General features: G+C 68.3%; 17 protein-coding genes. 13 read left to right on the forward strand and 4 right to left on the reverse strand.

Annotation, left to right across the window (positions count from 1 at the left end):
- The first annotated feature begins 1 nt into the window (after position 1).
- A complete protein-coding gene (gene bauR / locus ACYAF3_RS12135; protein WP_003083805.1) occupies positions 2 to 919 on the forward strand; it encodes an HTH-type transcriptional activator BauR in 918 nt (305 codons plus the stop codon).
- A 112-nt stretch (positions 920 to 1031) separates the two neighbouring features.
- On the opposite strand, the gene guaD is transcribed toward bauR, so the two are convergent.
- Positions 1032 to 2402, reverse strand: coding sequence for a guanine deaminase (guaD, locus tag ACYAF3_RS12140; RefSeq protein WP_003121623.1), 1371 nt, complete (start codon positions 2400 to 2402; stop codon positions 1032 to 1034).
- Between the two features lie 1110 nt (positions 2403 to 3512).
- Between guaD and ACYAF3_RS12145 the strand changes: the two genes are divergently transcribed.
- The 5 genes from ACYAF3_RS12145 (at position 3513) to ahpF (ending at position 9567) form a co-directional block, all read left to right on the forward strand.
- The gene (locus ACYAF3_RS12145; protein WP_017002051.1) at positions 3513 to 5084 is read left to right on the forward strand and encodes an ABC transporter ATP-binding protein; all 1572 of its coding nucleotides are present in this window, start codon (positions 3513 to 3515) and stop codon (positions 5082 to 5084) included.
- Complete coding sequence (locus ACYAF3_RS12150) at positions 5084 to 6181, forward strand: ABC transporter permease (protein ID WP_003107144.1); 1098 nt, start codon at positions 5084 to 5086, stop codon at positions 6179 to 6181. Before ACYAF3_RS12145 ends, ACYAF3_RS12150 begins: the two co-directional genes overlap by 1 nt.
- Before the next feature lie 21 nt (positions 6182 to 6202).
- On the forward strand, positions 6203 to 7129 hold the full coding sequence (locus tag ACYAF3_RS12155) for an ABC transporter permease (protein ID WP_003083821.1): 927 nt from the start codon (positions 6203 to 6205) through the stop codon (positions 7127 to 7129).
- A 164-nt stretch (positions 7130 to 7293) separates the two neighbouring features.
- Positions 7294 to 7857 (forward strand): alkyl hydroperoxide reductase subunit C, encoded by a 564-nt coding sequence (gene ahpC / locus ACYAF3_RS12160; RefSeq protein WP_003083828.1) that lies wholly within the window; start codon positions 7294 to 7296, stop codon positions 7855 to 7857.
- Between the two features lie 144 nt (positions 7858 to 8001).
- Positions 8002 to 9567 (forward strand): alkyl hydroperoxide reductase subunit F, encoded by a 1566-nt coding sequence (ahpF, locus tag ACYAF3_RS12165; protein WP_003107146.1) that lies wholly within the window; start codon positions 8002 to 8004, stop codon positions 9565 to 9567.
- A 79-nt stretch (positions 9568 to 9646) separates the two neighbouring features.
- Here ahpF and ppk2 read toward each other — a convergent pair whose 3' ends face one another.
- Positions 9647 to 10543, reverse strand: a complete 897-nt coding sequence (gene ppk2 / locus ACYAF3_RS12170; RefSeq protein WP_003121626.1) for a polyphosphate kinase 2 — start codon at positions 10541 to 10543, stop codon at positions 9647 to 9649.
- Between the two features lie 457 nt (positions 10544 to 11000).
- Between ppk2 and ACYAF3_RS12175 the strand changes: the two genes are divergently transcribed.
- Positions 11001 to 12350: an 8-oxoguanine deaminase gene (locus ACYAF3_RS12175; protein ID WP_004352010.1), complete on the forward strand. Its 1350-nt coding sequence runs from the start codon at positions 11001 to 11003 to the stop codon at positions 12348 to 12350.
- A 107-nt stretch (positions 12351 to 12457) separates the two neighbouring features.
- Positions 12458 to 13510: a nucleoside hydrolase gene (locus ACYAF3_RS12180; protein WP_003106723.1), complete on the forward strand. Its 1053-nt coding sequence runs from the start codon at positions 12458 to 12460 to the stop codon at positions 13508 to 13510.
- A gap of 27 nt (positions 13511 to 13537) precedes the next feature.
- Here the strand turns inward: ACYAF3_RS12180 and ACYAF3_RS12185 are convergent, their stop codons facing one another.
- Together ACYAF3_RS12185 and ACYAF3_RS12190 are read right to left on the reverse strand one after the other, a co-directional pair.
- Positions 13538 to 14164 carry a nucleoside 2-deoxyribosyltransferase gene (locus ACYAF3_RS12185; protein WP_004346888.1) on the reverse strand — a complete coding sequence of 209 codons (627 nt, stop codon included), beginning with the start codon at positions 14162 to 14164 and terminating at the stop codon, positions 13538 to 13540.
- 121 nt (positions 14165 to 14285) lie between these two features.
- Positions 14286 to 14801 carry a nucleoside 2-deoxyribosyltransferase gene (locus ACYAF3_RS12190; RefSeq protein WP_003106720.1) on the reverse strand — a complete coding sequence of 172 codons (516 nt, stop codon included), beginning with the start codon at positions 14799 to 14801 and terminating at the stop codon, positions 14286 to 14288.
- Between the two features lie 238 nt (positions 14802 to 15039).
- On the opposite strand from ACYAF3_RS12190, the gene ACYAF3_RS12195 reads away from it, so the two are divergent.
- The 5 genes from ACYAF3_RS12195 to ACYAF3_RS12215 all read left to right on the forward strand — a co-directional run bounded on the left by ACYAF3_RS12195 (position 15040) and on the right by ACYAF3_RS12215 (position 19961).
- Complete coding sequence (locus ACYAF3_RS12195; protein ID WP_003118576.1) at positions 15040 to 16137, forward strand: BMP family ABC transporter substrate-binding protein; 1098 nt, start codon at positions 15040 to 15042, stop codon at positions 16135 to 16137.
- A gap of 72 nt (positions 16138 to 16209) precedes the next feature.
- On the forward strand, positions 16210 to 17172 hold the full coding sequence (locus ACYAF3_RS12200; protein WP_003112640.1) for an isopenicillin N synthase family dioxygenase: 963 nt from the start codon (positions 16210 to 16212) through the stop codon (positions 17170 to 17172).
- Positions 17173 to 17276: 104 nt separating this feature from the next.
- Positions 17277 to 18227 carry an adenosine deaminase gene (locus ACYAF3_RS12205; RefSeq protein ID WP_003112641.1) on the forward strand — a complete coding sequence of 317 codons (951 nt, stop codon included), beginning with the start codon at positions 17277 to 17279 and terminating at the stop codon, positions 18225 to 18227.
- 196 nt (positions 18228 to 18423) lie between these two features.
- Positions 18424 to 18969, forward strand: coding sequence for an RNA polymerase sigma factor (locus tag ACYAF3_RS12210; protein ID WP_003112642.1), 546 nt, complete (start codon positions 18424 to 18426; stop codon positions 18967 to 18969).
- Positions 18966 to 19961 (forward strand): FecR family protein, encoded by a 996-nt coding sequence (locus ACYAF3_RS12215; RefSeq protein ID WP_023122917.1) that lies wholly within the window; start codon positions 18966 to 18968, stop codon positions 19959 to 19961. Before ACYAF3_RS12210 ends, ACYAF3_RS12215 begins: the two co-directional genes overlap by 4 nt.
- The last annotated feature ends 1 nt before the right edge of the window (position 19962 follow it).

Here is a 19962-nt window from a genome sequence, read left to right on the forward strand (position 1 = left end):
AATGGCCAAATCCCGCAACCCGTCGCTCGGCCAGGTCAGCGATTTCGATATCCGCCTGCTGCGCATCTTCAAGACCATCGTCGAGTGCGGCAGTTTCTCCGCCGCGGAGAGCACTCTCGGCCTCAGCCGCTCGGCGATCAGCCTGCACATGGGCGACCTGGAGAAGCGCCTGGGCATGCGCCTGTGCCAGCGCGGCCGCGCCGGCTTCGCCCTGACCGACGAGGGCCGCGAGGTCTATCGCGCGACCCAGACCCTGCTGGCGGCGCTGGAGGGGTTCCGCGCCGAGGTCAACGACCTGCACCAGCACCTGCGCGGCGAACTCAACATCGGCATCATCAACAACCTGGTGACCCTGCCGCAGATGCGCATCACCCACGCTCTCAGCGCGCTCAAGGGGCAGGGACCGCAGGTGCGGATCAACATCGGCATGACCACCCCCAACGAGATCGAACTGGGCGTGCTCGACGGCCACCTGCATGTCGGCGTGGTGCCGTTGATCAGTCCGCTGTCGGGGCTCGAGTACCTGCCGCTGTATGACGAGCACGCGCAGCTCTATTGCAGCCGCGGCCACGCACTGTTCGAGCGCGCCGACGGCGATATCGCGGTGGACGAGGTGCTCGCCGCGGACGCCGTGGCGCCCAGCTACCGCCTGCCCGCCGAAGCCCAGGCGCGCCACCAGGAGCTGAACAACAGCGCCAGCGCCTCGGACCGTGAGGGCATGGCATTCCTGATCCTGACCGGCAACTTCATCGGCTACCTGCCGTCGCACTACGCTGCCGACTGGGTCGCCGCCGGGATGCTGCGGCCCCTGCTGCCGGAGCGTTTCCACTATGCCATCGCGCTGACCATCGTGACCCGCAAGGGACGCCGGCCGAACCTGGTGCTGGAGCGCTTCCTGGAGGCGGTGGCGGTGTCGTGAGGGCGCGGATGGAGTAACGCGAGCTTCGGCCGCCCGCCGAACGGCGTCTTTTCTCTACGGCGCGAGGAGGTGGCATGCAGCGACGGGCCGAGCCAACGCGGGAAAGAGACTCTCACCCCTTCGCATGGCGCCGCTCCCCCATCACCCAGGTCTCCGCCACCGCGCGGTCGTCGCCCAGGGTGTTCAGCACGAACAGGGTATCGGCCAGGCCGCGCGCATGCTCCATGCGCTGGGCGATCATCGGCGTGGCGGCCAGGTCGAGGGCGACGAAGTCGGCTTCGCGGCCGGGCAGGAAGTTACCGACCAGGCCGTCCAGGTCGAGCGCCCTGGCGCCGCCGAGGGTGGCCAGGTAGAGCGCCTGGAACGGATCGAGGCTGGTGCCGCGCAATTGCTGGATCTTGTAGGCGTCGGCGAGGTTGGCCAGCAGCGACAGGCTGGTGCCGCCGCCGACGTCGCTACCGATGCCGACGCGGATGCCGTATTGCTGGGCGCGGCCAAGGTCGAACAGGCCGGAGCCGATGAACAGGTTGGAACTGGGACAGTGCGCCAGCGCCGCGTTCTTGTGCGCCAGGCAGCGGCATTCGCGTTCGGAGAGATGGATGCCATGGGCGAACACGCTGCGTTCGCCGACCAGGCCGGCGCGATGATAGACGTCCAGGTAGTCCTGCGCCTGGGGAAACAGCTCGCCGACCCAGGCGACTTCCTTGAGGTTCTCCGAAAGATGGGTGTGCAGGTAGACGCCGGGATACTCGTCCAGCAGGCGCGCCGCCGCGGCCAGTTGCTCGGGCGAGGAGGTCGGCGCGAAGCGCGGGGTGACCGCGTATTGCAGGCGCCCGTTGCCGTGCCAGCGCTCGATCAGCGCGCGGCTCTCGGCGTAGCCACTGGCCGCGGTATCGCACAGCGCCGGCGGCGCGTTGCGGTCCATCAGCACCTTGCCGGCGATCATCCGCAGGCGGCGCTTCTGCGCGGCCTGGAAGAATGCCTCGGCGGATACCGCATGGACCGTGCCGAACACCAGCGCGGTAGTGGTGCCGTGGCGCAGCAGTTCGTCGAGGAACAGCTCGGCCTGGGCGGCGGCGTAGCCGGCATCGGCAAAGCGCTGCTCGGCGGGAAAGGTGTGGGTTTCCAGCCAGTCCAGCAGTTGGGTGCCGTAGGAGGCGATCACTCCGAGTTGCGGGTAATGCACATGGCAATCGACGAAGCCGGGCAGCAGCAGGCGCTGCGGATGCTCCTCCAGCGGCAGGTCGGCGGGCAGTTGCGGCAGCAGGTAGGTTGCGTGATCGAGCGCGCGCACGTGGCCGTGTTCGATCCACAGCAGGCCGTCCTCGAAATACTCCCAGGCCTTGTCGCCGAGTTTCGCCGGGTCGCCGAGGAAATGCAGGATCCGCCCGCGATGGGCCGAACTGCTCATCGCGCTCCCGCCGTGGTCGGAGTGCAGGATAAGTGGGGGGACGAAGTTGCCAGCAGGTACTGCATCGTTCATCTCCTCTGCTGCCGGAATGGCGCTTTCGCCTCTTTAGTCCGGGAAATCGACGGAAATATCCCGTCTTTGGCGCGTGATCTCGCTTCCGCCATTATGCACTGTGCGCATGCTGTGGATAAGTCTGTGTGTAGCGCGTGTGCGGAAAGATTGCACGAGCCATTGCGGGATGTGCCCATCTGGCTTCCGGCAGGCGATCCGCGGAAAGCGTTCCGGCACCTTGAATCCGCCTTGCGAAATGCCCGGTCGGCAACTGGCGCTTCTGTGGGTTTGTCTGTGGAAAAGCTGTTCGCATTCCCCGTTGAAAAAATGCCTTCGGCGGTCGGGGGAAAGGCATTGGACGGAGCCGCAGGATTTCTCCCGGTTGGCGAAAGAGCCAGGGAAAAGGTGCTGTGGAATGCGCCACGACGGTGCATCGCGAAACTGTGGACAGCGGATCCACCCATGGCGCCGCCGAGCATGCTTCCGTCGATCGCCGCGGACTTTCCTGGAAAGCCGGAAAACCCAGTATTCATGGGCATCATGGCGTCTAAAGGGGAAGTCCTGGAGACATTTTCACGGGCATTCCCGTTCCGCGGGTTTCCTGTGGAAAAGCTGTTGGCAAACTGTGCCGGAAGCGGGCCGCCGGGGCTGCCCCAGGGATTCGGCCGACCCGTGGCTTGGCCGGGAGAGATCGTCCTGCCGTGCTCCTCCGAACGGCTGTCGATATCTTGTGGATAAAGCTGTTGGCAAAGTGTTGGAAAAAATGCCTTGCCAGGTCGCGCCCATGGCCTGCCGGGTTGGATGTTTTCTGTCCACCGCCGATGTTGCGAAAATCGCCGGGACGATCGGCGCGGGAGGCTTCCCAAGGTCCCGGATGGGCTCCCGACACGCTGTGGATAACTCTGTGAGCAAGGTGGTGATGACTGTTTTGCGACAAATGCTCACGCGGGTGCGCCGCAGGGTTGCCCGCAAATGTGCCGCGGCGTCCCAGGCGTGCCCCGGCTTGGTGCCGCTCGGCGCGGGAGCCTGGTCCGTGGCTCCCGGTGCAAGCCGCGTTCCAGGGCTTTCCTGACCTCCTGGCCAGGTATTTGCACCGGCCGCCGCATCGTCGAGCAACCGATCGGGTCCGCCATGTCCGCACCTTCCTCCTTCGCGCCGCCGCGCCTCGAACTGCGCGGGATCAGCAAGCGTTATCCGGGTTGCCTGGCCAACGACCGCATCGACCTGTGCATCGACGCCGGCGAGATCCACGCCCTGCTCGGTGAGAACGGCGCCGGCAAGAGCACGCTGATGAAGATCATCTACGGCGTGACCCGTCCCGATGCCGGCGAGGTCCGCTGGCAGGGCGAGCCGGTGCAGGTACGCGACCCGGCTCGCGCCCGGGCGCTGGGGATCGGCATGGTGTTCCAGCATTTCTCCCTGTTCGAGACGCTCAGCGTGGCGGAGAACATCGCGCTCGCCCTCGGCGCCGAGGCGGGCAGCCCGCGCCGGTTGGAGGCGCGTATTCGCGAGGTGTCGCAGCGCTACGGCATGCCGCTGGAGCCTCGCCGGCTGGTCCATGGGCTGTCCATCGGCGAGCGCCAGCGGGTGGAGATCGTGCGCTGCCTGATGCAGGACATCCGCCTGCTGATCCTCGACGAGCCGACTTCGGTGCTGACCCCGCGCGAGGCCGAGGATCTCTTCGTCACCCTGCGCCGTCTTGCGGAGGAGGGCTGCAGTGTCCTCTTCATCAGCCACAAGCTGGCCGAGGTCCGTGCGCTCTGCCAGCGCGCCACGGTGCTGCGCGGCGGACGGGTGGCCGGACAGTGCGTGCCGGCGCAATGTTCCGATCTCGAGCTGGCGCGGCTGATGGTGGGCGACGCCGAGGGCCTGGCGGCGGAGTATCCGAAGGCTACCGGCGGCGCGCCTTTCCTCCAGGTGCGCGACCTGCACTGGCGCAACCCGGACCCCTTCGGCGTGTCCTTCGCCGGCCTCGATCTGGAGGTGCGCAGCGGCGAGATCCTCGGTATCGCCGGGGTCGCCGGCAACGGCCAGGACGAGTTGCTCGCTCTGCTCAGCGGCGAAGTGCGCCTGCCGCGCGCCCAGGCCGAGCGCATCCGCCTAGGCGCCTGCGCCGGCGCGCACCTGGCGCCGGATGCGCGGCGCCGCGCCGGCCAGGCCTTCGTGCCCGCCGAGCGGCTGGGGCACGGCGCGGTACCGGAGATGAGCCTGGCGGACAATGCGCTGCTCACCGCCTTCCAGCAGGGCCTGGTGAAGCGCGGGTTGGTCCGGCGGCGCAAGGTGCTGGCGCTGGCCGAGGAGATCATCCGCCGTTTCGCCGTGAAGGCCCCGGGTGCCGGGGCGCCGGCACGCAGCCTTTCCGGCGGCAACCTGCAGAAGTTCATCCTCGGCCGCGAGATCCTCCAGGCCCCGCGCCTGCTGGTGGCGGCGCATCCCACCTGGGGCGTGGACGTCGGCGCGGCGGCGCTGATCCACCGCGCGCTGATCGCCTTGCGCGATGCCGGTACGGCGATCCTGGTGGTCTCCGAGGACCTCGACGAGCTGTTCCTGCTCAGCGACCGCATCGCCGCGCTGTGTTCGGGTCGGCTGTGCCCGGCGGTCGCCACCGCGAGCGCTTCGCCGCAGCAGGTCGGCGGCTGGATGGCCGGTCAATTCGAGGCGCCGGCGGCAGTCGCCGGCGCCGTTGCCCAAGGGAGCCTGTGATGCTGTTGTCCCTGGAACCGCGCGGCCGACAGTCGCGCTGGATGCTGCTGGCCTCTCCGCTGCTGGCGGGGCTGCTGACCCTGGTCTGCGGTGCGCTACTGTTCGCCTGTCTCGGCCACGATCCGTGGCAGACCCTGCATACCGTGCTGGTACAGCCGCTCAGCGACCTCTATGGGCTCGGCGAGCTGCTGGTCAAGGCCATGCCGATCCTGCTCTGTGCCCTCGGCCTGGCACTGGCCTACCAGGCGCGCGTGTGGAACATCGGCGCGGAGGGCCAGTTGCTGGTCGGCGCCCTGGCCGGCAGCGCGGTGGCGATCCAGTTGCTCGACTGGCAGAGCCGCTGGGCGCTGGCCTGGGTGCTGCTCGCCGGCACCGCTGCCGGGGCGCTCTGGGCCGGGTTCGCCGCCTGGCTGCGAACGCGCTTCAACGCCAACGAGATCCTGACCACCATCATGCTCAACTACATCGCGCTGAACCTGCTGCTGTACGGCGTGCACGGGCCGTTGAAGGACCCGGATGGCTTCAACTTCCCGCAGTCGGCGCTGTTCGGCGAGGCCAGCCGCCTGCCGGCGCTGTTCGAGGACAGCCGGGTGCACCTTGGCGCATTGTTCGGCCTGCTGGCGCTGGCGGCGGTCTGGGTGCTGGCGCAGCGCAGCTTCCTCGGTTTCCAGGTCCGCGTGCTCGGCCTCGACCGCCGCGCCGCCGGTTTCGTCGGTTTCCGCGAGAAGCGCCTGGTCTGGTTCGTGCTGCTGTTCTCCGGCGCGCTGGCAGGCCTGGCCGGCGTCTGCGAGGTCGCCGGGCCGATCGGCCAACTGGTGCCGCAGGTCTCGCCGGGCTACGGCTATGCGGCGATCACCGTGGCCTTCCTTGGCCGTCTCAATCCGTTCGGCATCCTCTGCGCCAGCCTGCTGATGGCGTTGCTCTACCTCGGCGGCGAGGCCGCGCAGATGAGCCTCAACCTGCCGTTGGCGCTGACCGGGCTGTTCCAGGGGATGATGCTGTTCTTCCTCCTCGCCTGTGACGTGCTGATCCTCTACCGCCCACGTTTGCACGGACGCTGGCGCAAGCGCCCGGCGCTGCGCGACGCCCTGGCCTGACCGAACCGCAGAGGAACCACGATGGATATCGATCTGCTCGACAACCTGCTGTTCGCCATGGTCCGCACCGGTACTCCGCTGCTGCTGGTGGCCCTGGGCGAACTGGTCTGCGAGAGAAGCGGGGTGCTCAACCTGGGCCAGGAGGGGATGATGCTGTTCGGCGCGGTGATCGGCTTCATGGTCGCCTTCTCCAGCGGCAGCCTGTGGCTCGGCGTGCTCCTCGCGGTGCTCGCCGGCATGCTGCTGGCGGCGCTGTTCGCCGGGGTCGCCCTGTACCTGAACGCCAACCAGGTGGCCTGCGGGCTGGCGCTGACCATCTTCGGCGTCGGCCTGTCGTCGTTCGTCGGCGCCGCCTGGGTCGGCAAGCCGCTGCAAGGGTTCGCCCCGCTGGCGCTGCCGGTGCTGGGCGAGTTGCCGCTGCTCGGGCGCATGCTGTTCGCCCAGGACGCGCTGGTCTACCTGAGCCTGGCGCTGTTCGCCGCGGTCGCCTGGATGCTCCTGCGCAGCCGCGCCGGGCTGGTTCTCCAGGCGGTCGGCGAGAACCCCGACGCGGCCAGCGCGATGGGCCTGCCGGTGCTGCGCGTGCGCACCCTGGCGGTGCTCTTCGGCGGCGCCATGGCCGGCCTGGCCGGTGCCTACCTATCGCTGGCCTACACGCCGATGTGGGCGGAGAACATGACCGCCGGACGCGGCTGGATCGCCCTGGCGCTGGTGGTCTTCGCCAGTTGGCGGGTGTTCCGCGTGCTGCTCGGTGCCTGGTTGTTCGGCCTGGCCAGCATCCTGCACCTGGTGGCCCAGGGGATCGGGCTGTCGATTCCGGCCAACCTGCTGGCGATGCTGCCCTATGCGGCGACCATCCTGGTGCTGGTCCTGCTCTCCCGCGATGCCCTGCGCACCCGGCTGTATGCCCCGGTTTCCCTGGGCCAGCCGTGGAAGGCCGGGCACTGACGAGGGCAGGTTCTTCGATTAGTTGTTTTAACTATTTATATATTCTTCGATAGATTTAGATAATTTCACTGATGGCCTAAATCAATGGGGCATTTTTGCCGAACCCCGTTAAGATTCTCCCAGTCGATTTGAAACACCCCATTCAACTGAGAGAGGAACGACTGATGTCCCTGATCAACACTCAAGTCCAACCGTTCAAGGTCAACGCTTTCCACAACGGCAAGTTCATCGAGGTGACCGAGGAATCCCTGAAGGGCAAGTGGTCGGTCCTGATCTTCATGCCGGCTGCCTTCACCTTCAACTGCCCGACCGAGATCGAAGACGCCGCCAACAACTACGGCGAGTTCCAGAAAGCCGGTGCCGAGGTCTACATCGTGACCACCGACACCCACTTCTCGCACAAGGTCTGGCACGAAACCTCCCCGGCAGTCGGCAAGGCCCAGTTCCCGCTGATCGGCGACCCGACCCACCAGCTGACCAACGCCTTCGGCGTGCACATCCCGGAAGAAGGCCTGGCCCTGCGCGGTACCTTCGTGATCAACCCGGAAGGCGTGATCAAGACCGTCGAGATCCACTCCAACGAGATCGCCCGTGACGTCGGCGAGACCGTGCGCAAGCTGAAGGCCGCCCAGTACACCGCCGCCCACCCGGGCGAAGTCTGCCCGGCCAAGTGGAAGGAAGGCGAGAAGACCCTCGCTCCGTCCCTGGACCTGGTCGGCAAGATCTAAGACCGCGCCGGCGGCATTCGCCGCCAGCCTCTCCGGCGGACGATCCCTCGCGGATCGTCCGCCCTTCACCCAGCCAACGCGCCGTGCAGGGCGGATGTCCCATCCGCCGGGGATACGTTTGCCCGAATTTCGAGGAGCTGAACCATGTTGGACGCCAATCTTAAAACCCAGTTGAAGGCCTACCTGGAAAAGGTCAGCCAGCCGTTCGAGATCGTCGCGTCCCTCGATGACAGCGACAAATCCCGCGAGCTGCTGGGCCTGCTGCAAGACATCGTCGGCCTGACCGACAAGATCACCCTGAAGACCGACGGCAGCGATGCGCGCAAACCGTCGTTCTCGCTGAACCGCCCCGGTGCGGACATCGGCCTGCGCTTCGCCGGTATCCCCATGGGCCACGAATTCACCTCGCTGGTGCTGGCCCTGCTGCAGGTAGGCGGCCACCCCTCCAAGCTCGACGCGGACGTGATCGAGCAGGTCAAGGGCATCGAGGGCACCTTCGAGTTCGAAACCTACTTCTCGCTGTCCTGCCAGAACTGCCCGGACGTGGTCCAGGCGCTGAACCTGATGGCCGTGCTCAACCCGAACATCCGTCACGTCGCCATCGACGGCGCGCTGTTCCAGGATGAGGTCGAGGCGCGCCAGATCATGTCGGTGCCGAGCATCTACCTCAACGGCGAAGTCTTCGGCCAGGGCCGCATGGGCGTGGAAGAGATCCTCGCCAAGATCGACACCGGCGCCGCCGCCCGCGACGCCGAGAAGCTGACCGCCCGCGACGCCTTCGACGTGCTGGTGGTCGGCGGTGGCCCGGCCGGAGCCGCGGCGGCGATCTACGCCGCGCGCAAGGGCATTCGCACCGGCGTCGCCGCCGAGCGCTTCGGCGGCCAGGTGCTGGACACCATGGCCATCGAGAACTTCATCTCGGTGCAGGAGACCGAAGGGCCGAAGCTGGCACGGGCGCTGGAAGAGCACGTGCGTCACTACGAGGTCGACATCATGAACCTGCAGCGCGCCAGCAAGCTGGTTCCGGCGAAGAACGCCGGCGAGTTGCACGAGGTGCAGTTCGAGAGCGGCGGCAGCCTCAAGGCCAAGACCCTGATCCTCGCCACCGGCGCTCGCTGGCGCGAAATGGGCGTGCCCGGCGAGCAGGAATACAAGGCCAAGGGCGTGTGCTTCTGCCCGCACTGCGATGGCCCGCTGTTCAAGGGCAAGCGCGTGGCGGTGATCGGCGGCGGCAACTCTGGCGTCGAGGCGGCCATCGACCTGGCCGGCATCGTCGCCCACGTGACCCTGCTGGAATTCGACAGCAAGTTGCGCGCCGACGCCGTGCTGCAACGCAAGCTCTACAGCCTGCCGAACGTCGAGGTGATCACCAGTGCCCTGACCAGCGAAGTGAAGGGCGACGGCCAGAAGGTCACCGGCCTGGTGTACAAGGACCGCAACTCCGAGGAGTTCAAGTCGATCGAGCTGGAAGGTATCTTCGTGCAGATCGGCCTGCTGCCCAACACCGAGTGGCTCAAGGGCAGCGTCGAGCTGTCGCCGCGCGGCGAGATCATCGTCGACGCCCGTGGCGAGACCTCGCTGCCCGGCATCTTCGCCGCCGGCGACGTGACCACGGTGCCGTACAAGCAGATCGTGATCGCCGTGGGCGAGGGCGCCAAGGCTTCGCTGAGCGCCTTCGACCACCTGATCCGGACCTCCGCGCCGGAGTGACCCGGCCAGCGACCGTCGAACCAGGGACGCCCGGAGCGCGAAAGCGCCCCGGGCGTTTTCGTTGGCGCGACCGCCCGCCTCAGGCCGGGATATCCAGGTTCGCGTGGCCCGGCGCGGCGGCCGCCTCGGCGTAGACCTTCTCGTCCTCCTCGATCACCCGCGAGGCCGGCCCCACCAGCAACGGGTCGGGCTCATGGGCGATGCGCCGGTCCTTGTCCGGGTAGTCCAGCGAGTGCAGGAAGTGGCGGATGCAGTTGAGTCGCGCGCGCTTCTTGTCGTCGGACTTGATGACCGTCCACGGCGCGTCGGCGGTGTCGGTATGGAAGAACATCGCCTGCTTGGCGGCGGTGTAGTCGTCCCACTTGTCCAGAGACTTGATGTCGATGGGCGACAGCTTCCAGTGCTTGAGCGGATCGTCGCGGCGCGAGATGAAGCGCCGCAGTTGTTCCTCGCGGCTCACCGAGAACCAGTACTTGAACAGCAGGATGCCGCTGTTGGTGAGCATACGCTCCAGCTCCGGCGCCTGGCGCATGAACTCCAGGTATTGCAGCGGCGAACAGAAGCCCATGACCCGCTCGACGCCGGCGCGGTTGTACCAGGAGCGGTCGAAGAAGACCATCTCGCCGGCGGTGGGCAGGTGTTGGATGTAGCGCTGGAAATACCACTGGCCCTGCTCCTGGGAGGACGGTTTCTCCAAGGCTACGATCCGCGCGCCGCGCGGGTTCAGGTGTTCCATGAAGCGCTTGATGGTGCCGCCCTTGCCGGCGGCGTCGCGGCCTTCGAACAGGACCACCACGCGCTGGCCGGTCTCCTTCACCCAGCTCTGCACCTTGAGCAGTTCGATCTGCAGGTCGTGCTTGGCCTTCTCGTACTCGTTGCGGCGCATCCGCGTGTGATAGGGATAGTTCGCCGGCAGGCTCGCCGAGGTGCTGTCCTCGCTGCTGCCGTGGGGCGCACTGGCGACCTGCAGGGCCACCGGCTTCTGGCTGATTGCCTGGATCTCCTCGCGGGCCTTCTGCGCCGGGCTGGCCACTCGCGGGCGGCGGGTCGCCGGCTTGCGCGGGGCGCGGCGGGCGGCTGGCCGGGCCGGCTTGGCCGGCTGCGCGGCGGGTTGCTCGGGGGAGGGGGGACTGACAGTGGGTTCTTCGCTCATGCGGGACTCCTTCCGTTCTACGTTTTCAGCTATGCAGTCCCCCACTCTATGCCCCTGCCGGGAGGCGTCCGTTGACCCCCATCAAACCGCGCCCGGCCGCCACCGGGAGGAAAGCCTTACACCTCTCCAGAAATCCCTTGTAGGATATCGCCACGCGCGTGGCGTCCCGTCGTCGCCCCGCGGACCTGGATCAGCAGACAGGGTGAACACTGAGCTGGCTCTCATCAACCGAGGGCCGGCAGCGTTCGCGCCGGCCCGCCGATCCGACGAAGGTCCGCACATGTCCCGCACCTGGATTCGCAATCCCCTCGCCATCTTCACCGCCAACGGTCTCGACGCCGCCGGCGGCCTGGTCGTCGAAGACGGCCGCATCGTCGAGCTGCTCGGCGCCGGCCAGCAGCCCGCACAACCTTGCGCCAGCCAGTTCGATGCCAGCCGGCACGTGGTGTTGCCGGGGCTGGTCAACACCCATCACCACTTCTACCAGACCCTCACCCGCGCCTGGGCGCCGGTGGTCAACCAGCCGCTGTTCCCCTGGCTGAAGACCCTCTACCCGGTCTGGGCGCGGCTGACCCCGGAGAAACTCGAACTGGCCACCAAGGTGGCGCTGGCCGAGCTGCTGTTGTCCGGGTGTACCACTGCCGCCGACCACCACTACCTGTTTCCCGGCGGCCTCGAACAGGCCATCGACGTGCAGGCCGGGGTGGTCGAGGAACTGGGCATGCGCGCCATGCTCACCCGCGGCTCGATGAGCCTCGGCGAGAAGGACGGCGGCTTGCCGCCGCAGCAGACGGTGCAGGAGGCCGAGACCATCCTCGCCGACAGCGAGCGACTGATCGCCCGCTACCACCAGCGCGGAGATGGTGCCCGGGTGCAGATCGCCCTGGCGCCCTGCTCGCCGTTCTCGGTGACTCCGGAGATCATGCGCGCCAGCGCCGAACTGGCGGCGCGCCACGACGTACGCCTGCACACACACCTGGCGGAGACCCTCGACGAGGAAGACTTCTGCCTGCAGCGCTTCGGCCTGCGCACCGTGGACTACCTGGATAGCGTCGGCTGGCTCGGCCCGCGCACCTGGCTGGCCCACGGCATCCACTTCAACGCCGAGGAGATCCGCCGGCTCGGCGAGGCGGGCACCGGTATCTGCCATTGCCCGAGTTCGAACATGCGCCTGGCCTCGGGCATCTGCCCGACCGTGGAGCTGGAGGCGGCCGGCGCGCCGATCGGCCTGGGAGTCGATGGCTCGGCTTCCAACGACGCCTCGAACATGATCCTCGAGGCGCGCCAGGCCCTGTACCTGCAACGCCTGCGCTACGGCGCCGAGCGGATCACCCCGGAACTCGCCCTGGGCTGGGCAACCCGTGGCTCGGCACGCCTGCTCGGGCGCAGCGACATCGGCGAGCTGGCCCCCGGCAAGCAGGCCGACCTGGCCTTGTTCAAGCTCGACGAGCTGCGCTTCTCGGGTAGCCACGACCCGCTCTCGGCGCTGCTGCTGTGCGCTGCCGACCGTGCCGACCGGGTAATGGTCGGCGGCGCCTGGCGAGTGGTCGACGGTGCCGTGGAAGGGCTCGACCTGGCCGCCCTGATCGCCCGCCACCGCGAGGCGGCGAGCGCCCTGATCGCCGGGTGAGGCGGGCGCCGACAGAGGAGGCGCCAGGCTTCCTCTGTCGGTTCGCATAGGTCGGCGCGTGGCCCGCAACTGGCTAGACTGTGGCATTCCCCACCAGGAGCCGCCCCATGTCACGCGCCGCCCGCCCATGCAATCGCTTTTGCAGCCTTCTGCTAGGACTCGCCCTGCTGATGCCCGCCAGCCTTCCTCTGTCCGCTGCCGAAACGGTGGCGCCGCCATCGCCGCGGACCCTGATCATCGACACCGATCCGGGCGCCGACGATGTGATCGCCCTGCTGTTCGCCATGGCCTCGCCGAAGGAGCTGAAGATCCAGGCGCTGACCACCGTCGCCGGCAACGTGCCGCTGGAAAAGACCGCGCGTAACGCTCGGCTGGCCCGCGAGTGGGGCAAGCGCCCGGATATTCCGGTCTACGCCGGCGCCCCGCGACCGCTGCTGCGCACGCCGATCTACGCCGCCGACGTGCACGGCAGCGAAGGCATCAGCGGCGTCGAGGTGCATGAGCCGAAGCAGCCGCTGGCCGAAGGTAACGCCGTGGACTACCTGATCCGCACCTTGCGTGCGGCGCCGGAGAAGAGCGTGACCCTGGCCATGCTCGGCCCGGAGACCAACCTCGCGCTGGCCCTGACCCAGGCCCCGGACATCGTCAAGGGCATCCGCGAGATCGTGATCATGGGCGGCGCCCACTTCAACGGCGGCAACATCACCCCGGCCGCCGAATTCAATATCTTCGCCGACCCCCACGCGGCGGAAATCGTGCTCAAGAGCGGGGCGCCGATCACCATGCTGCCGCTCGACGTGACCCACAAGATCCTCACCAGCCCCGAGCGCATCGCCAAGCTGCGCAACCTCGGCAACCAGGCCGGCAAGACCGTCGCCGACATCCTCGACGCCTACGTCCAGTACGACATCAAGTACTACGGCCTGAAGGGCGGCCCGGTGCACGACGCCACGGTGGTCGCCTACCTGCTCAAGCCCTCGCTGTTCAAGGGCAAGCGGATCAACGTGCAGGTCGACAGCCGCGAGGGCATCACCTTCGGCCAGACCGTGGCCGACTGGTACGGCGGCCTCAAGCAGCCGGCCAACGTCGAGTGGATCAACGAGGGCGACGCCCAGGGGTTCTTCGACCTGCTCACCGAGCGTATCGCCCGCCTGCCCTGAGTCTCTCGCCGTACGGCCGGCGCCGGGTCAGCCGTGGCGCCGGCTGGCGAGTTGGCGCAGGGCCTGCTCGGCGTCGCCGACGACTAGCGTTGCCGGCACCGCCAGCATCAGGTTGAGCGGCAGGCCGAACTCTTCCAGGGTCATGCCGTCGCGGTCGCGGGTCGGATCCTCGCCGATCAGCTCCGGGGCGTGCCGGCGGATTCGCTCGGCGTAGCTGCCGGCGTCGTCGACGTAGCCATAGACCGGCTTGCCGAGGGCGGTGGCATAGCCGACCTCGAAGGCGGTGCCGCTGTCCGGCTCGGCGCCGCGGAAGAAGTTCAGGTTGGCCAGCACCGCGTCGGCGCGTTCGATCAGGCCGATGTTGGCGCGGTAGATCCAGGCCGCCTGTTCGCGCGGCTCGGCGAGCTGTTTCGGCAGCGCGTTGTCCAGCGGGTAGAGGCCCTCGAAACCGTAGCGTGCGCACAGTGCCTTGAGTGCTTCGCCGTGGGCGACGGCGTCGGCGCGGAACACATCGGGACCGGCCAGATAGAGTTTCCGCGGCCTGGTCGCGGCGCGTACGCCCGGCAGGCTGCCGAGCAGGGCGCCGGCGGGCAGCAGCAGGGCTGCCAGGCGCAGGAAGGTACGACGGCTGCTGGAACCCTTGGATCGGTTCATCGGATGCCTCTTGCAGGCCGGCCTCCCGGATGGGGCCGTTGTTGTCCAGGATTATGGCCGGCAAGCGACGGGCCGGGCGGCGGCTATCTGCCAGCAGCTAGGCGACGGCCTTCCCGCGATGTCAGGCGCGCTCGAGTTCCTCGGCGAGGCGTCGCAGGGCCTCGCGCGGGCCGCCGGCGACCAGCCGCGAAGGCACCGCCAGCATCAGGTTCAATGGCAGGCCGAAACCCTCCAGTTGCCAACCGTCGCGGTCCTCGCCGGGGTGCTCGCCGAGCCATTCCGGGGCCAGCCGGGCGAGGCGCTCGGCGTAGGCGCCGGCATCGCTGAGGTAGGCATATACCGGCTTGCCCAGGGCCAGGGCGTAACCCACTTCGAAGGCGGTGCCGCTGTCCGGCTCGCTGCCGCGGAACGGTTCGAGGTTGGCCAGCACGCAGTCGGCGCGCTCGATCAGGCCGACATTGGCGCGGTAGATCCAGGCGGCCTGTGCGGCTGGCTCGCGGATGTCGGCGGGCAGGGCGTGGTCGAGCGGGTAGAGGCCGACGAAGCCGAACTCGGCGCAGAGCGCCTTGAGGGTTTCGCCATGGGCTTCGGCGTCGGGGCGGAAGACGTCCGGCCCGGCCAGGTAGATTGCGGTCATCGCGTGCGTGCCTTGTTACGGAAAGCCAGCGCCCATGGTAGCGCCATCGTGGCGGCGCCGGCATGCACCAAGCGATGGCGCGCTGCACCGTCCTGCAGCCGCGCCGGCATGACGCGGCGCGCAGAAGCGCGAGCTTGAGCGGAGTTGTCCGGGTGGTCAGGTAATTGCATCGGCGGGCGGGCTGAACGCGAAGCCACGCCCGATGGCCAACCCTGCACTCACCGGAGCACGCCCATCCATGAAACACCGTCGCACGCAATCCCGCATGTCCGTCCTGCGCCGCCTTGCCGCCGTCCTCGGCCTCGGCGCCTGCGCTCTCGCCGCCGAGGCCGCCGAACCACTGAAGATCGGCTTCGTCTATGTCGGCCCGGTCGGCGACCACGGCTGGACCTACCAGCACGAACTGGGCCGCCGCGAACTGGTGGAGCACTTCGGCGACAAGGTGAAGACCAGCTTCGTCGAGAACGTCGCCGAGGGCGCCGACGCCGAGCGGGTCATCCGCAACCTGGCGAAAGACGGCTACGGCCTGGTCTTCACCACATCCTTCGGCTACATGAACCCTACCGCCAAGGTGGCCCGGCAGTTTCCCAAGGTGACCTTCGAGCACGCCACCGGCTACAAGCGCGACAGGAACCTCGGCACCTACCTGTCGCGCTCCTACGAGGGACGCTACGTCGGCGGCTTCCTCGCGGCGAAGATGACCCGCAGCCACAAGATCGGCTACATCGCCTCGTTTCCGATTCCCGAGGTGATCCGCGACATCAACGCGATCCAGCTGGCGCTGGACAAATACGACCCGCAGGCCGAACTCAAGGTGATGTGGGTGAGCACCTGGTTCGATCCGGGCAAGGAGGCCGACGCGGCCAACGCGCTGATCGACCAGGGCGTCGACGTGGTGTTCCAGCACACCGATAGCCCGGCGCCGATCCAGGCCGCCGAGCGTCGCGGGGTGTACGCCGTGGGCTACGCCTCGGACATGCAGCACTTCGGTCCGAAGACCGTGCTCACCTCGATCGTCAACGACTGGGGCCCGCACTATATCCGCTCGGCCCAGGCGGTGATGGACGGCACCTGGAAATCCGAGGACTTCTGGGGTGGCCTGGCCGAGAGTACGGTGGTCCTGCCGCTGAACCAGGAGGTGCTGCCGGCGCCGGTGCGGGAAGAGGCGGGCAGGCTGATCGAGTCGATCCGCAGCGGAGCCTTCCACCCCTTCACCGGGCCGATCCGCGACCAGTCCGGCAAGGAGCGTTTCGCCGCCGGCGTCAGCGCGACCAATGCCGACCTGGCGTCGATGAACTATTACGTGGAAGGCATCAAGGCCGACCTGCCGAAGTGAGCCCTGGCCTTGTATGGAAAAAGTCGCCGAGCGCAGGCACTTTCCGTACAGGACCCATCGAGGAGAGCGCGATTGGACCGTCTACCCATCATCGACATCGCCCCGCTCTACGGCGCCGACCGTGGCGCCTGGAACGACGTGGCGCGGCGGATCGACCAGGCCTGCCGCGAGTGGGGCTTCTTCTACATCGCCGGACACCCGCTGCCGGCCGCGCGCTTCGAAGCCCTGCTGGCGGCGGCGCGGGAGTTCTTCGCGCTGCCCGTCGAAGAGAAGCTGAAGATCGATATCACCCGTAGCCGCAACCATCGCGGCTATGGCGCGATCGCCACCGAGCAGCTCGACCCGGCGTTGCCCAGCGACTTCAAGGAGACCTTCGACATGGCCCTGCACCTGCCGGCGGAGCATCCCGACGTGCGCGCCGGCAAATCCTTCTACGGGCCCAACCGACACCCCGACCTGCCCGGCTGGGAGGCCCTGCTGGAAGGACACTATGCCGACATGCTGGCGCTGGCCCGTACCGTGCTGCGCGCCCTGGCCATCGCCCTGGGGATCGAGGAGGACTTCTTCGATCGCCGCTTCGAGCAGCCGGTCAGCGTGTTCCGCCTGATCCACTATCCGCCGGCCTCGGCCCGGCAGAGCGCCGACCAGCCCGGCGCCGGCGCGCACACCGACTACGGCTGCGTGACCCTGCTCTACCAGGACGCCGCCGGTGGCCTGCAAGTGCAGAACCGCCAGGGCGAATGGATCGACGCGCCGCCCATCGACGGCACCTTCGTGGTCAACATCGGCGACATGATGGCGCGCTGGAGCAACGACCGTTACCGCTCGACCCCGCACCGGGTGATCAGCCCGCGCGGGGTGCACCGCTACTCCATGCCGTTCTTCGCCGAACCGCACATGGACACCGAGATCCGCTGCCTGCCGGGCTGCTTCGACGCGGACAACCCGCCGAAGTATCCGCCGACCACCTGTGGCGATTGGCTGACCTCGCGCTTCGCGCAGACCTATGCCTATCGGCGCGGCGAAACGGCCTGAGCCGCCCGTCGCGCGCGGGAGCGGCTCGTGGGTTTGCCGCGGGCCTGACTCCCGGGACAGGTTAAACTTGCCGGCCAAGACCAGCCTGATCGAGAACCCACCCCATGTACGAATGGCTCAACGCCTTGCCCAAGGCCGAACTGCACCTGCACCTGGAAGGTACCCTGGAGCCGGAGCTGCTGTTCGCCCTCGCCGAGCGCAACCGCATCGCCCTGCCCTGGAACGACGTCGAGACCCTGCGCAAGGCCTACGCCTTCAACAACCTGCAGGAATTCCTCGACCTCTACTACGCCGGTGCCGACGTGCTGCGCACCGAGCAGGACTTCTACGACCTGACCTGGGCCTACCTGCAGAAGTGCAAGGCGCAGAACGTCGTCCACGTCGAGCCGTTCTTCGACCCGCAGACCCACACCGATCGCGGCATTCCCTTCGAGGTGGTGCTCGCCGGCATCCGCGCCGCGCTACGGGACGGCGAGAAGCTGCTGGGCATCCGCCATGGGCTGATCCTCAGCTTCCTCCGCCACCTCAGCGAGGAACAGGCGCAGAAAACCCTCGACCAGGCGCTGCCGTTCCGCGACGCCTTCATCGCCGTCGGCCTCGACAGCTCGGAAGTAGGGCATCCGCCGAGCAAGTTCCAGCGGGTCTTCGACCGGGCCCGCAGCGAAGGCTTCCTCACCGTCGCCCATGCCGGCGAGGAGGGGCCGCCCGAGTACATATGGGAAGCCCTCGACCTGCTCAAGGTCGAGCGCATCGACCACGGCGTACGCGCCTTCGAGGACGAGCGGCTGATGCGGCGGCTGATCGACGAACAGATCCCGCTGACCGTCTGCCCGCTGTCCAACACCAAGCTCTGCGTGTTCGACGACATGAGCCAGCACACCATCCTCGACATGCTCGAACGCGGCGTGAAGGTGACGGTGAACTCCGATGACCCGGCCTACTTCGGCGGCTATGTCACCGAGAACTTCCATGCCTTGCAGCAGAGCCTGGGAATGACCGAGGAGCAGGCCAGGCGCCTGGCGCAGAACAGCCTGGATGCGCGCCTGGTGAAGTGAGGGGCGGCGTGCCGGATAGCCCGGCGCGCGACCCGCAAGGCGTTTCGTCGTCGCTGGCTTCTCGGTATTGATGATAAGCATTATCATTTGAAGGCCTGCTCAGCATTCCCATGGCGCCGCCCCGGCGCCGGCTTTCGTGCAGCCGTCCTCACCGATGCCCGACCGCGACCTACCTCCCGGCCCGCGCCCGGATGCCTTGCCGGCAGACGGCGAGGCGGCGCGCCGCGCGGATCTCCTCAAGGCCTTCCTGGCCCAGCGCCAGCGCATGGAAAGCCTGGTCAGCCGCTGGGTCGGCTGCCGGGCGACCGCCGCCGACCTGGTCCAGGAACTGTTCCTGCGCTTCTGGCGGCGCCCGGCCGCCCCGGTGGAGGAGCTTGGCAGCTACCTCCTGCGCAGCGCGCGCAACCTGGCCATCGACCACTTGCGTGGCGAAGGATCGCGGCAACGGCAACTGGACGACTGGCTGCCGGAGCAGCGCCAGGGCGAGCCGGTCGGTCCCGAGCAGGCGCTCGAGGCCGGCGACCAGTGGCGCCGGGTCGAGGCCGCCTTGCGCGGCCTGCCCGAGCGGACCCGGCGGATTTTCCTGCTCAATCGCATCCACGGCCGCACCTACGCGGAGATCGCCCAGGCCATGCAGCTTTCCCAAAGCGCCGTGGAAAAACATATGATGCGCGCCCTCGACGCCTGCAAGGCGAGCCTGGCCGGCCCGGCCGGCGAGCAGGCAAGGAGCGCCCAGCCATGACCCGAACCGATAGCGACGCCGCGCCCTACGATCCCGTCCTCGAGCAGACCGCCCAGGCCTGGCTGGTGCGCCTGCGCGGTACGCCGGATGCGGCGACCCGGCGGGCCTTCGAGGACTGGCTGGCGCAGCGGCCGGCGCATGCCGAGGCCTATGCCCGCGCCGAGGCGCTCTGGCGCCTGACGGAAATACCGGCGAGCCGCCTGGCCATCGAAGAGGCCGATGCCCTGGAAGCCTACCTGCGGCCGCGCCGAGCGTCGCGCAACCCGCGGCGCTGGGCCTACCCGCTGGCCAGCGTCGCCTGCCTGCTGGCGATGCTCTGGCTGGGCGGCTGGTGGCAGCCCGGCGACTGGCTGCAGGACTGGCGTGCCGACTATGTCGCCGCGCCGGGACAGGTCGCCGAATGGAAGCTGGCCGATGGCTCCTACCTGAGCCTGGACGCCGGCAGCGCGGTGCGCGTGCGTATCGACGGCGGCCAGCGGCGGGTCGAACTGCTGCGCGGCGCCGCCGCGTTGCGGGTGAAGCGCGACGCGCTGCCATTCGTGGTCGAGGCCGGCGAAGGTCGGGCGCGGGTACTGGGCACCGAGTTCGAGGTCCGTCGCGGCGCCGGGGCGACCCGCGTCACCGTGTTGCAAGGGCGGGTCGCGGTGAGCGCCGGCACCGGTGCGGGCGCCGCCGAGGAAGTGCTGGGCGCCGGCCAGCAGGTCGGCTTCGCCGACGGCAAGCTGGGCCGGCCCGTGGCCATCGACGCCGCCGCCGCGCTGGCCTGGCGCCAGGGTTGGCTGAGCTTCTACCGGCGGCCGCTGGCAGAAGTGCTCGACGAACTCGCTCGCTACTACCCCGGACGCATTCTCCTGCTCGACGACGCGCTCGGTCGCCAGCCGGTCAGCGGCAGCTTCCGCAGCGATGATCCCGAAGCCGCGCTGAAGTCGCTGCAGGCGGTGCTCGGCTATCGCCAGCAGATCCTGTTCGGACGCCTGGTGGTGATTCGCTGAC

It is taken from the genome of Pseudomonas sp. TZ252 (genome assembly GCF_056110345.1).